The 12,097-nt window shown below is 73.6% G+C and carries 11 protein-coding genes; 7 read left to right on the forward strand and 4 right to left on the reverse strand.

All coding sequences use genetic code 11. The features are described from left to right. Positions 1–50: 50 nt before the first annotated feature. Positions 51–461, forward strand: a complete 411-nt coding sequence (locus tag OHT74_RS04725) for a hypothetical protein (protein ID WP_328619447.1) — start codon at positions 51–53, stop codon at positions 459–461. Between the two features lie 76 nt (positions 462–537). Here OHT74_RS04725 and OHT74_RS04730 read toward each other — a convergent pair whose 3' ends face one another. Continuing rightward, entirely contained in the window at positions 538–960 is a 423-nt protein-coding gene (locus tag OHT74_RS04730; protein ID WP_266660895.1) for a DUF350 domain-containing protein, read from the reverse strand. 115 nt (positions 961–1,075) lie between these two features. Here OHT74_RS04730 and OHT74_RS04735 point away from each other — a divergent pair, with 115 nt between their 5' ends. After that, positions 1,076–2,986, forward strand: coding sequence for a GNAT family N-acetyltransferase (locus OHT74_RS04735; RefSeq protein ID WP_328619448.1), 1,911 nt, complete (start codon positions 1,076–1,078; stop codon positions 2,984–2,986). On the opposite strand, the gene OHT74_RS04740 is transcribed toward OHT74_RS04735, so the two are convergent. After that, positions 2,932–5,004: an AMP-binding protein gene (locus tag OHT74_RS04740; RefSeq protein ID WP_328619449.1), complete on the reverse strand. Its 2,073-nt coding sequence runs from the start codon at positions 5,002–5,004 to the stop codon at positions 2,932–2,934. The two genes, OHT74_RS04735 and OHT74_RS04740, sit on opposite strands and share 55 nt — an antisense overlap. 129 nt (positions 5,005–5,133) lie before the next feature. Here OHT74_RS04740 and OHT74_RS04745 point away from each other — a divergent pair, with 129 nt between their 5' ends. The 4 genes from OHT74_RS04745 (at position 5,134) to OHT74_RS04760 (ending at position 9,736) form a co-directional block, all read left to right on the forward strand. After that, positions 5,134–7,035, forward strand: coding sequence for an ABC transporter ATP-binding protein (locus tag OHT74_RS04745; RefSeq protein WP_266998787.1), 1,902 nt, complete (start codon positions 5,134–5,136; stop codon positions 7,033–7,035). A gap of 64 nt (positions 7,036–7,099) precedes the next feature. Further along, on the forward strand, positions 7,100–7,486 hold the full coding sequence (locus OHT74_RS04750) for a VOC family protein (protein WP_266660903.1): 387 nt from the start codon (positions 7,100–7,102) through the stop codon (positions 7,484–7,486). Positions 7,487–7,621: 135 nt separating this feature from the next. Continuing rightward, positions 7,622–8,749 carry a DNA polymerase III subunit beta family protein gene (locus OHT74_RS04755; protein WP_328619450.1) on the forward strand — a complete coding sequence of 376 codons (1,128 nt, stop codon included), beginning with the start codon at positions 7,622–7,624 and terminating at the stop codon, positions 8,747–8,749. 126 nt (positions 8,750–8,875) lie between these two features. Further along, positions 8,876–9,736 carry an NAD(P)-dependent oxidoreductase gene (locus OHT74_RS04760; protein WP_328619451.1) on the forward strand — a complete coding sequence of 287 codons (861 nt, stop codon included), beginning with the start codon at positions 8,876–8,878 and terminating at the stop codon, positions 9,734–9,736. Here OHT74_RS04760 and OHT74_RS04765 read toward each other — a convergent pair. Together OHT74_RS04765 and OHT74_RS04770 are read right to left on the reverse strand one after the other, a co-directional pair. Next, entirely contained in the window at positions 9,733–10,647 is a 915-nt protein-coding gene (locus tag OHT74_RS04765; RefSeq protein ID WP_266660909.1) for a hypothetical protein, read from the reverse strand. The two genes, OHT74_RS04760 and OHT74_RS04765, sit on opposite strands and share 4 nt — an antisense overlap. A 50-nt stretch (positions 10,648–10,697) precedes the next feature. After that, entirely contained in the window at positions 10,698–11,414 is a 717-nt protein-coding gene (locus OHT74_RS04770; protein WP_328619452.1) for a FadR/GntR family transcriptional regulator, read from the reverse strand. A 105-nt stretch (positions 11,415–11,519) separates the two neighbouring features. Between OHT74_RS04770 and OHT74_RS04775 the strand changes: the two genes are divergently transcribed. Further along, positions 11,520–12,095 (forward strand): gluconokinase, encoded by a 576-nt coding sequence (locus OHT74_RS04775; RefSeq protein ID WP_266660913.1) that lies wholly within the window; start codon positions 11,520–11,522, stop codon positions 12,093–12,095. Positions 12,096–12,097 lie beyond the last annotated feature (2 nt).

Genomic DNA, 12,097 nt, shown 5'->3' on the forward strand with positions numbered 1-12,097 from the left:
GTAGTGAAGTGGCCCACCCGCATCGGCCCACTCACTCAAGGAGAATTCCCATGACGCACCCTTTCCGGATGCGACGCATGTTCGTCTTCGCCGCCTCGACCGCCGCGGCTGCAGGCGCCGTGCTGTTGCCCACCGGGGCCTTCGCCGCCACTCCGGCGACGCCGCACACCGTCGTAGCCCAGGGCGAACCCGGCCCCAATCCCGCGCACAACGACAACAACTCCACCCTCCTCCTGGTCGTTCCCGAGGACAGTGACGAGGGCAGGATCGTCGTCAAGCCCGACGCCCAGGACGGCCAGGGCAAGGGTGATGTGGTCAAGCCGGACCTGGGCAAGCTCCGCCCCGGCAAGACCGACCGCCATGAGAACACCGGAGTGACGAACCCGTACAGGGAACCCGTATGGATCTGCGTCGCCGCTCCGTGTGGTCCCCCGTCGCCGGCCCCGACCGTGGCCACGTAGGCGACCCGGTGGCCAACAGTGCCGAGAGCGCCGCTCCCCTCAGGGAGCGGCGCTCTCGGCGTGGACGGGAAACAGGTCAGGCGATCGAGGCCGCGACAATGGCGGCCACCGCCAGGTTGCAGCAGGCCGTGACCCAGACCGCCGGGTGCGGCTCCGGGTCGACGACTATGGCGCCGAGCTTGCCGGGGGTCACCCAGTCCAGCACCAGGAAGGCCACACCCATCAGGATCAGGCCGAGCAGGCCGAAGGCGGCGGTGGACAGCAGGCCCTTGCCGAAGTCGTCGTACGTGGTCCAGATCGAGGTGAACACGATCCCGCCGACGCCGATGAGCGCGGAGCTCAGCATGACGGCCGCGTTCCGGTTGCGCTCCTCCCAGATCTGCTTGGGCAGCTTCCCGGGCGTCAGCACGTCCACCAGGACGATGCCGAGGATCAGCAGCACCAGGCCGAGGGCACCGAAGGCGCTGGTACGGCCAAGTCCGTTGATGATGTCGCTCATTGAGAAGCCGTTCTCCGTGGGGGTAGGAAGGTCCTGCCGTACCTGCCGCGCACCGGCCGTCAGGGTGGCCGAATCTATCGCACCGTCTTGCGGCAGACCATGGGGAGGTCAGGGAATGGTAAAGCTCAGAGCGGCGGGGGCCGGTGAGGCGGAGGCGCTCACCGCGCTGGTGCTGCGTTCCAAGGCGTACTGGGGGTACGACGCGGAGTTCCTGGCCTCCTGCGCGCACGAACTGCGGATCCGGGCCGGGGAGGTGGCGGACCGCCGGATCGTGGTGGCCGAAGACACCTCCGGCGGGCGGGTGCTGGGTGTCGCCTCCCTGGAGGGCGCGGCGCCGGTGGCCCGGCTGGGGCTGCTGTTCGTGGAGCCGGACGCCGTCGGGCGGGGCGTGGGACGGCGGCTGTACCGGGATGCGCTGCGCCGGGCTGCCGCACTGGGGTTCCGCAGGCTGCTGATCGACGCCGATCCGCATGCGGCGGGGTTCTACCGGGCGATGGGCGCGCTGACTTCTCCGACGTCCTGCCGGCCGGGCGACGACGACGTGCCCGCCGGCCTGGTGCGGTTCGAGGCGGCGCCCGCGCCGCTCGCCGACTGGGCGCAGGCCTGGACCGGCGGCGGACCGGCCGTGCACGTGGGCAATGTCGCCGAGTACAACGCCCAGTTCGCCGATGCCTCCCTGGACCGCGAACAGCGGGCCGCACACCACTACGCCTGCCTGGCCGCGTTCTACAGCCCGTGGCCGGGGGCGCTGGTGCTGCCCGCGGCGGTGCCGCGGGGCTGGATCGAGCGGGTCGGACGCCTCCTGGAGTGGGAGGGGGTGGAAGTCTACGACGGCCTGGCGGACGGGGGTCCCGGGCTGCCGGCTGATGCCGGGCTGTCGGATGCCGTACGGGCCCGCCCTGCGCTGGCCGGGCGGCTGACCGCGGCCGGGCTGCCCCTCGTACCGTGGGGCCGGACGGAGGCGTTCGCACGGCTGACCGGAAGGCCGTGGCGGCCGCGCGAGCTGCGGTACGAGTCGAAGGCGGCGGCGCACGGCCTGTTCGCGCGGATCCTGGCGGGCGGCGGGCATTCCCGGATCGTGCTCCCCGCCCAGTGGCGGGCCGCCAGCCGGCGGGCGGCGGCCCGGCTGCTGGCCGCCCGGGCCGAGGCGGGCGAGAGCACCGTTCTCAAATCGGAGCACGGTGTCGGCGGCTCGGGCACCACCGTGGTGACACCCGGCCGGGTCCGGGCGGCGGGCGGCGCCCGCGCGGTGCTGCGCGCTCTGCCGCGTGGGCCGCTGCTGGTGGAGGAGTACGTGGCCGGCCCGACGGAGCCCGGCGCACCGCGCGACCTGACGTACGACGGGTTCGTGGACGGGGCTGGCCGGGTGCACGAGGTCGGCGGCGCGGTGATGGACGTCGCGGGCACGGGGTACCGCGGCGCCACGGCGGGCCCCGGGGTGGTGCCCGCATGGGCGGAGAAACCGCTGCTCGCCTTCGGGGAGGCGGTGGGCCGGGAGCTGGCGGCCGCCGGCTACCGGGGCTGGTTCGACGTGGACTTCGTCGCCGACGGAGCGGGGCGGCTGGCGCCGACCGAGACGAACCTGCGCCTCACCGGGCCGTCCGTGGCCTTCATGGTGGCGGCCCGGCTCGACGCGCTGCGGGGCGCGGGCCATCTCGTACGGATCATGGACCGGGTGGAGCTGGGGGCCAGGCTGCCCGAGGCCCCGCTCGACGAGCTGTGCGAGACGCTGGCCCGGCGCTGCACGGAGCTCGGGGCGGTGTTCCTCCCGGCGATCCCGACCGGAGCCTTCGAGCCTGCGCCCTGGCTGGGCGTGTTCGTGGCCGCGCACAGCAGGGAGGTGCTGGACGCGGCCGAGGCAGTGGTACGGGCGGAGGCGCTCGCCGTCGGGGCGGCCTTCACCGAAGGCCAGCGGTCCGGGGCTTCAGATCCGTCGGAGCCGCCGGAGCCGCCGACGACGTCGGAGCCGGCTCAATCGTCCTCGTCGTCGAAGTCGAAGGGCGACGGCGGCTTCACGGTGACGTAGGCGGCGGCGATGCCGGCCGCGATCATCAGGGGGATGTTGAAGGCGTAGACGAGGGCGGCCTGGAGCGGCCAGTCCTGCTTGGCCGCGAGCCGGTAGAAGTTGTCCTGCGGCCACCAGGCGACGAGCAGGTAGACCACCGCCAGGTGCGCCGCCGTGGTGAGCCCGCGGCCCTGGCCTCGGCCGTGCCGCACCATCCACGCCCGTCCCCCGATCAGGAACAGCAACCCGGCGGCGAAGGCGGCTCCCTCGAACAGGTAGAGCACGAAGAAGAGGAACGCCCATGGGTGTGGCACACCGCTCAGGTCGGTCGAGCCCGGCCAGAAGATCTTCGAGAGGACGAAGAAGACCAGGCCGGCGGCGACCAGCAGCGGGAGGCCGCAGCCGATGAGGCCGAGCGGTGTCGGGAGGGTGCCGCGGCCGGCGGCCGCGTATTTTCCGGCGCCCGGCGCGGCGCTCCCCTGGCCCGGCTTCACCGCGAGCACGGGCTTCGCCACGGCCTCCCGGTCCTCCTGGCCCGCGCGGTTGCGGGGCAGGGTGCGCAGCCGGACCACGGCGCTCGGGGTCCGCGTCGGGAGCACCTTCCCGGCGAGGTGGGCACCGAGCCGGCCGCTCTCCGGCAGGTCGGTGCCCGGGGGCCAGGAGTGCGCGTCGGCGGGCGGAGCCACGTAGGCGACCAGCCGGCCCGTGCCGTCGCCGTCCAGGACCTGGGCCACGAGCGCGGCGCCGACGTCCGGGTGGCTCCGGATGACGGATTCGACGGCGTGCGGGTGGAGCACCGCACCGGCCACGGTGATCCGGTCCCGGGTGCGGCCGCGGAACTCCAGCAGCCCGTCCGGGCGGATTCCCGCGCGGTCGCCGGTGGGGATCGCATCGCCGCCGTCGGGCGGGGTGAGGCTGATCTCCCCGTCGCGGAGGTCCACGCGGCAGCCGGGGAAGGGGGTGCCGATCAGGGCGATCTGCTCGGGGTCGTCCAACGGGCGGGGCAGCTGCGGCAGTTCGAACCAGGCGCCGACGCCCGCGGTCTCGGTGGGTCCGTAGACGTTGAGCAGCCGGGCGCCGGCGCGGAGCCTGGCCTGCAAGGCGGCCTGCTCGTCGAGGAAGAGCCGGTCCCCGGTGACCGTGACCAGTCGCAGCGACCGCAGGGCCGGGTCGCCGTCGCGGCGGCTGCGCGCGCCGCCCGCAGATCCCCCGCCGGATCCGGCAGCGGTCGAGGCGTCGCGTATGAGCAGCCGGGTCGCACCCGCCGGGTCGGTGTGCACCACGCTGACCTGCTCGGTCTCGATCGCCCGGCGGATCCCCTCGGGCGTCCAGGGCGTGCGCTCGGGCACGACGAGGGCGCCGCCCGAGCACAGGGCCCGGGTCCAACCGGCCGCGAACGGGGTGAGGTCGGGGCCGTGGGTGATCAGGTGGCGGTCCACGGGGACCGGCCGGATGACCTCGGCCCAGCCCTCGTGGGCGGCGAGCAGCCGGACGTGGCCGACGGGCACGGCACGCGGCACCGTCGCTCCGGTGAACAGGACGGCGGCCGTCGCGCCGGGCTCGGGCCGCTCCGGCGCTTCGGTGGGCCGGCCGGCCGTCTCGGCCGCCTCCGCGCCGAGGCGGATCACCCGCAGCCCGCTGCCGTCGTCGAGCCGGGCATGGTGCGCGGCGTCGGTGAGCAGGACGTACGGAGTGAGGGCGGCGAGTTGCCGCTGCCCGGTGAGCGGAACCTCTACGTCGATGACGGCGTAGGCCCCGCCGGCCTTGAGGACGGCGAGGAGGGCGACGACGATCTCGGTCCGGCGGGCGGTCCCGATGGCCACGACGGCGCCGGGCGGCAGTCCGTCGGCTATGAGGTGGTGTGCCAACTGGTTGGCGCGGACGTCCAGTTGCCCGTACGTGAGGCTGTGCACGCCGGCGATGAGGGCGTATGCCTGCGGGGTGTCCCGCGCCTGTAGCTCGAACAGGTGCAGGACGGTGTCGGCGGTCGTCCGACCGGAGCGATCGGACCCTGGTTCCTGCGTCGATCCCTGCGTCATCCCCCGATGATGGCACCCGCCGCCGACAGCAGGGAGGAGACGTGAACATCCCTCGTACGAGCGGGAGTTCGGTACCGATCCGGCCAAAAGGTTGACCTCAAGTTTGGTTGAGGTCCTAGCGTTCCCACCATGGACATGGAAGTCACCGCCTGGACATCGCTGCACAGCGCGATGAACGCCCAGCAGGACCGGCGCCCGCTCTCCCGGGCGAGCCTGCGCCGGGTCGCCGCATTCGCCCGCCCGCACCGCCGCGGGCTCACCCTGTTCCTGCTGCTCAGCGTGGTGACCGCGCTGCTCGCGGTGGCCACTCCGGTCCTCGCCAGTCGGGTGGTCACCGCCATCGTGGACGGCCGGGACAGCGGGGCGGTCACCCGGCTCGCCCTGCTCATCGCGGTGATCGCGGTCGCGGAGGCGGGGCTCGGGCTGCTCACCCGCAAGCTGTCGGCCACGCTCGGGGAGGGGCTGATCCTGGATCTGCGGACGGCCGTCTTCGACCACGTGCAGCGGATGCCGGTGGCCTTCTTCACCCGGACCCGGACCGGGGCGCTGGTCAGCCGGCTCAACAACGATGTGATCGGCGCCCAGCGGGCGTTCAGCAACACCCTGTCCGGGGTGGTCGCCAACACGGTGACCCTGCTGCTGACGCTGGCCGTGATGCTGAGCATCTCCTGGCAGATCACCCTGCTGGCCCTCGTCCTGCTGCCCGTGTTCGTGCTGCCGGCACGCCGGATGGGGACACGGATGGCCGCCATGCAGCGGGAGGCGTCGACGCTGAACGCCGCGATGGGCACGCAGATGACGGAGCGTTTCTCCGCGCCGGGTGCCACCCTCGTCAAACTGTTCGGGCGGCCCGCCGACGAGTCCGCGGAGTTCGCGGCGCGGGCGGCGCGCGTACGGGACATCGGGATCCGTACGGCGATGGCCCAGTCGGCGTTCATCACCGCGCTCACCCTGGTCTCGGCCCTCGCGCTCGCGCTCGTCTACGGGCTCGGCGGGTACTACGCCCTGCGCGGGACCCTGGACGCCGGGAACGTCGTCGCCCTCGCCCTGCTCCTGACCCGGCTGTACGCCCCGCTGACCTCGCTCGCCGGGGCCCGCGTCGAGGTGATGAGCGCCCTGGTGAGCTTCGAGCGGGTCTTCGAGATCCTCGACCTGAAGCCGCTGATCGCCCAGAAGCCGGACGCCCGCCGGGTGCCGGACGGGCCGGTGGCCGTGGAGTTCGACCGGGTCTCCTTCGGCTACCCCTCCCCCGACAAGGTCTCGCTCGCCTCGCTGGAGGAGGTCGCGGTCCTCGACGCCCGCGGCGGTACGCAGGTCCTGCACGAGGTGTCGTTCCGCGCCGAGCCCGGGCAGATGATCGCCCTGGTCGGCTCGTCCGGCGCCGGCAAGTCGACCATCGCACAGCTGCTGCCGCGGCTGTACGACGCCGATGCGGGCGCCGTCCGCCTGGGCGGGGTCGACGTACGGGACCTCACGGCCGACTCCATCAGGGAGACGCTCGGCATGGTCACCCAGGACGGGCACCTGTTCCACGAGTCGGTGCGGGCCAACCTGCTGCTGGCCCGGCCGGGTGCGGGCGAGGAGGAGATCTGGGAGGCGCTGCGGCGCTCGCGGCTGGACGGGCTGGTCGCCTCGCTCCCGGACGGCCTGGACACGGTGGTCGGCGAGCGCGGTTACCGCCTCTCGGGCGGTGAGCGGCAGCGGCTGACCATCGCGCGGCTGCTGCTGGCCCGGCAGCGGGTGGTGATCCTGGACGAGGCCACGGCGCACCTGGACTCCACCTCGGAGGCGGCGGTGCAGGAGGCCCTGGGCGAGGCCCTGGCGGGCCGGACCGCGGTGGTCATCGCGCACCGGCTCTCGACCGTACAGGCGGCCGACCTGATCCTGGTGGTCGAGGACGGCCGGATCGTGGAGCGCGGGACGCACCCGGAGCTGTTGGCCGCTGGCGGGCGGTACGAGGAGCTGTACCGGACCCAGTTCGCGGCGGCGGATGCCGCGCCGGGCGGCGCCGTACCGGCTGCTGGAGCATGATGCCGGGAGGCCCTCATGCGGCGGGCCGCCGCCGACCACCGACCGTGGAGCACGTGGAGCACCGATGGACATCAAGCTGGAGCTGGTCGCCGTCCCCGTCACCGACGTCGACCGGGCCAAGGCCTTCTACGAGCGGGTCGGCTTCCATGCCGATCACGACGTCACCGTGAGCGAGGACGTTCGCTTCGTGCAGCTGACCCCGCCGGGGTCGGCCTGCTCGATCGCCCTGGGCAAGGGCCTCACCCGGATGGCCCCGGGCTCGCTGGACAACATGCAGGTCGTCGTCACCGACATCGAGGAGGCGTACGAGGACCTGCGCGGCCGGGGCATCGAGGTGACGGAGATCCAGGACATGCCGTGGGGCTCGTTCGTCTACTTCTCCGACCCCGACGGCAACGGCTGGGCTGTGCAGCAGACGAAGCCGCGCACGACGGCGGCAGCCGAAAGCTAGGGATTGTCGTCAAGTGGCGTCGCCGGCCCGACGGGACCTTGACGACACGCCCCAGGGGCTCTGCAGGTCGGGCGGCAGGCCGCTGCGGCGGCCGTGAGTTGACCTTCAAGCGGGATGAAAGTCGACAATCGCGTCATGGACGATACCGGCGACACCTCGCCCGACCTGATGACCATCAGCGCGTTCGCCCGCAGGGTCGGACTCGCACCCAGCGCCCTGCGCTTCTACGACGACTGCCGCGTGCTGCTGCCCGCCCACGTGGACGCGGCGACCGGGTACCGCCACTACACCGCCGCGCAGGAGCCGCGGGCCGCGCTGCTGCGCGATCTGCGCGCCGCCGGGCTGGCGCTGGCCGACGTGGTCGCCGTACTCGACGGGCCGCCCGAGGGGGCCCGGGAGGTGCTGGAGCGGCACCGGGCCGCGGTCCGGGAGCGCGGGCGGGCCGCCGACGCGGCGATCGGGGCGGTGCTGGGCGGGCTGCCCGGCGGCCCGGCGGTCACCGAGTTCACGCTCGGCGGAGCCGAGTTGGCGAGCGCGGCCCGGCAGGTGGCGCCGGCCGCCGGGCGGGATCCCGGACATCCGGTCCTGGGCTGTGTGCTGGTGGAGTTCGAGGAGGACGAGGTCCGCTTCGTGGCCACCGACCGCTACCGGTTCGCCCTGCGTACGCTGCGGCCCTCGGCCCTGAGCGGGCCGCCGGGCCGGTTCCTGATCGAGGCGGACGCCTTGGTCGCGCTGGGGACTTGGGCGGCCCGGGCCGCCGAGGTGACGGTGACCGCCGGCCCCGAGGGGGCCCGGATCCCGCTCACGGTCCGGCATCCGGGCGGCTCCCGCGAGGTGGTCGCGGCCGATGGCGCGTTCCCCGCGTACCGGGAGATGCTGGCTGCCCTCGACGGTCCCGCCCACCGGGTGGTCGTGGACCGGGCCGCGCTGATCGCCGCCCTCGACACGTGCGGCGACGCCGTCCCGGCCGTCGCGGTCGAACTGGGCCGCGACAGGCTGCTCGTGTCCCGGCCGGACACCGGCACCTGCGCCGCCCGGCTGGCCGCCGTACGCGAGGAAGCGGAGCCGGTGCGGATCGGCTTCGACCCGGCGGCGCTGGCACCGGCCCTGGAAGCGGCCGTCGGGCCGGACGTCCTGCTGGAGATCTCCTTGGCGCCCGCCCGGCCGGTCCTGGTCCGCTCGGCCGACCAGGGCAGCTTCACGACGCTGGTCATGCCCGTAGCCCTGCCCGCCCGCCCGGCCGGCGGAGGTCAGGTCTCGTGAATCCGGAATCGGAAGCCGTCCGGCTGTGCACGCAGGGCATGGTGCCGGGCGTGGGGTGACCCGCCGGTGGCGCGCGGCGTCCAGACTGGGCGGGCAACTGGACGTATCCGGAAGGGAAGTGACGCCGTGGAGACTGTCGCACTGCTGGGCACCGGGATCATGGGCTCGGGGATGGCCCGGAACCTGCTGCGGACCGGGCTCGGGCTGCGGGTGTGGAACCGGACCCGGGAGAAGGCCGAGCCGCTGGCCGCGGAGGGCGCCGTCGTCGCGGACAGCCCGGCCGAGGCGGTCGCCGGGGCCGATGTGGTGCTGACCATGCTGACGGACGGCGCGGCGGTGGCGCAGGCGATGGCCGCGGCCGTGCCGGGTCTGCGCGCCGGGCAGGTGTGGGCGCAGATGAGCACGGTCGGCGTGCTCGCGCTCGAGGAGCTGGCCGGCTTCGCCCGGGAGCACGGCCTGGTGTTCGTGGACGCCCCGGTGCAGGGGACCCGGCAGCCCGCGGAGGCCGGGACGCTGGTGGTACTGGCCTCCGGACCGGCGGATCCGCGGCTGGAGCCGGTGTTCGCCGCGGTGGGCGCCAAGACGCTCCGGGCCGGGGAGGAGGCGGGGGCGGCGACCCGCCTGAAGCTGACGACGGTCGGGTACGCGATCACGTTGACGGCGGCGGTCGGCGAGGCCCTCGCGCTGGCGGAGGGGCTGGGGGTGGACCCGGGCTTGTTCGCGCAGGCGGTGACCGGCGGCCCGATGGACAACCCGTACCTCCAGGCGAAGATGAAAGCGGTCCTGGAACGGGACTTCGCCCCGAGCTTCACGGTGCACGGCGCCGAGAAGGACACCGGCCTGATCGCGGAGGCGGCGGACCGGGCGGGCGTGGCCGTCGACCTGGCCCGGGCCACCGCCGCCCGCCTCCACCGCGCGGCGGCCCGCGGCCACGCCGAACAGGACATGGCCGCCGCCTACTTCGCCGGCTTCGCCGACACGCCTTAGGGGGTGTGCAGGCGGCGCATGACCGCCATCAGTTCGTCGGGCGGGACCACGGAGAAGGACCGGGTCGCGTCGTCGATCTGCGTCAGGCTCGTCACGGCGCCCTGGTGCCACCAGTACAGCCGCGGTGAGAGGGGGCCCGGATTGTTGTCCTGGTAGGCACCGAGCCCGAAGGCGGCCAGGTCGTTGACGGCGCCGACCACGTGGTGGTCCGCCAGCGGGTGGAAGACCAGGTGGTGCCGGCTGGGCACGGTGAACAGGGCGCCGTCGGCCGGCAGATGGCTTCCCGTCACGGAGCGGACGAGCTCGTCGAGGACCAGCGCCTTGCTCGCGACGAACATCGACTCGCCCGAGACGATGTGCAGCAGCCCGCCGCTCTGCGTGCGCGTCGTCTCGTACTCGACGGGCTCGGCGACCAGGTTGGCGCGGCCGGCCGTGCGCAGCGCTTCGAGGCCGATGCCCGCGACATCCTGGTCGTCGAGGATCCGTACGGCGTCGGGAAGGTCGAGCGCGAGCGTCTCCAGCAGTCCGGGCGCGATGCGGCGGGTGTAGCTGAAGGAGGGGGCGGCCTGCGGCGGGATGGAGTCCTCGGGCACGAGCCGCAAGTACGCGCTGCGCAGCGTCCGGTCGGGGGCGTCGGCCGTCGACCGGGAGGCGTTGTCGAGGGCGGTGAAGTGCTGCTCCACGATGCGGGGCCAGTCCCGCGGGTCGGCTCGGCGGACGAACTCGGCGAGGTTGTGCAGGGCCCGGGTGCCCTGGGGCGCCTGGACCGAGTCTCCGGCGACGGTGACCTGTGCGCCCTGGTCGGCATGATGACGGTGCACCAGTTCCCGGAGATGCTCGGCCTGGCGGGTCGTCAGGGCGGGCAGGTGGGGATCGTACGAGGTGGCGGACTTGGACCTGAAGAACTTCATGGCCCGACTCTATTGAATGACTTGTTCCGCTCTGCCGGCCGGGAGGCCCGTCACGGGGAGGCGGGCGCCGGCGCGAGGACGTCGAGTTCCTCCAGGGCGCCCACCGCGATCTGCCGGGTCAGGGCCTCGGCGCGGGCCGCGTCGCCCTCCCGTACGGCCTCGGCGACCTGGACGTGAAGGGTGACGGCGGCCGGGTCGGGGTCGTGGAACATCACCGCGTGCTGCGTACGGCCGGTCAGGACCTCGGCGACGACATCGCCGAGCCGGGCGAACATCTCGTTGCCGGAGGCGTTCAGCACGATCCGGTGGAACGCGATGTCGTGGCGCAGGTAGCCGTCGAGCTGGTGGCCGCGCGAGGTGCGGACCATGCCGAGGGCCGCCTCTGTGAGGGCGGCGCACTGGTCGGGGGTGGCCCGGGCGGCGGCGAGGCCGGCCGCGACCGGCTCGATCGCGGAGCGCAGCACGGTCAGGGAGCGCAGCTGGCGGGGGCGGTCGGTGCCGGCGAGGCGCCAGCGGATGACGCGCGGGTCGTAGACGTTCCACTCCTCGGCCGGGCGCACGGTGACGCCGACCCGGCGGCGGGACTCGACCAGTTGCATGGACTCCAGCACCCGGACGACCTCGCGGACCACGGTGCGCGAGGCGTCGAAGCGCTCGGCGATCTCGTCGGTGCGCAGGACACTGCCCGGCGGGTGCTCCCCCGCGGTGATCGCCAGGCCGAGGGTGTCCAGCACGTGGGAGTGGAGTCCCTGGCCTTCAGTGGTCATGGCGCAAGCGTACGGTGACCTCCCGGCGAACCAAAGATGTGATGTTTACCGCCGGACTCTTGAATAAGTACTACTTAATAGGCTTCAGTGAGGGCGCACGAACCGATGTCGACGAAGACAGCGAGGTACGACGTGAGCGGCACCCAGCGCGTGCTGGTGGTGATGGGCGTGGCCGGCACGGGCAAGACGACCGTGGGCAGGCTGCTCGCGGACGCGCTCGGCGTTCCGTACGTGGAGGGCGATGCGTTCCACCCGGCGGCCAACGTCGCCAAGATGTCCGCCGGGATTCCGCTGGGCGACGCCGACCGGTGGCCCTGGCTGGACGCCATCGGCGAGTGGATCCGCGCCCGGCCCGCGGGCCGGGGTGCGGTGGTGGCCTCGTCGGCGCTCAAGCGCGCCTACCGCGACCGGCTGCGCAGCGCCGCGCCCGACGCGGTGTTCGTGCACCTCACCGGAGAGCGCCCGCTGATCGAGCGGCGGATGGCGGCGCGCACGGGCCATTTCATGCCGGCCGCCCTGCTGGATTCGCAGTTCGCCACGCTGGAGCCGCTCCAGCAGGACGAACTCGGCGTCGTCGTCGACGTGTCCGGATCACCCGAGGAGATCACCGAACGGGCCCTGGCCGCGCTGTCCGCGCTCCCTGGTGTGTGCCCGCCCGCCGCTCCGTCCCGAGAAAGCTGAAG

This window comes from Streptomyces sp. NBC_00354, assembly GCF_036106915.1.
Taxonomy (GTDB): domain Bacteria; phylum Actinomycetota; class Actinomycetes; order Streptomycetales; family Streptomycetaceae; genus Streptomyces.

What these genes read in the sequence shown, in the direction of transcription:
- OHT74_RS04775 (WP_266660913.1), top strand. Translation starts at nt 11,520, where the DNA reads ATGTCGACGAAGACAGCGAGGTACGACGTGAGCGGCACCCAGCGCGTG.
- OHT74_RS04745 (WP_266998787.1), top strand. Translation starts at nt 5,134, where the DNA reads ATGGACATGGAAGTCACCGCCTGGACATCGCTGCACAGCGCGATGAAC.
- OHT74_RS04765 (WP_266660909.1), bottom strand. Translation starts at nt 10,647, where the DNA reads ATGAAGTTCTTCAGGTCCAAGTCCGCCACCTCGTACGATCCCCACCTG.
- OHT74_RS04755 (WP_328619450.1), top strand. Translation starts at nt 7,622, where the DNA reads ATGGACGATACCGGCGACACCTCGCCCGACCTGATGACCATCAGCGCG.
- OHT74_RS04725 (WP_328619447.1), top strand. Translation starts at nt 51, where the DNA reads ATGACGCACCCTTTCCGGATGCGACGCATGTTCGTCTTCGCCGCCTCG.
- OHT74_RS04770 (WP_328619452.1), bottom strand. Translation starts at nt 11,414, where the DNA reads ATGACCACTGAAGGCCAGGGACTCCACTCCCACGTGCTGGACACCCTC.
- OHT74_RS04750 (WP_266660903.1), top strand. Translation starts at nt 7,100, where the DNA reads ATGGACATCAAGCTGGAGCTGGTCGCCGTCCCCGTCACCGACGTCGAC.
- OHT74_RS04735 (WP_328619448.1), top strand. Translation starts at nt 1,076, where the DNA reads ATGGTAAAGCTCAGAGCGGCGGGGGCCGGTGAGGCGGAGGCGCTCACC.
- OHT74_RS04740 (WP_328619449.1), bottom strand. Translation starts at nt 5,004, where the DNA reads ATGACGCAGGGATCGACGCAGGAACCAGGGTCCGATCGCTCCGGTCGG.
- OHT74_RS04730 (WP_266660895.1), bottom strand. Translation starts at nt 960, where the DNA reads ATGAGCGACATCATCAACGGACTTGGCCGTACCAGCGCCTTCGGTGCC.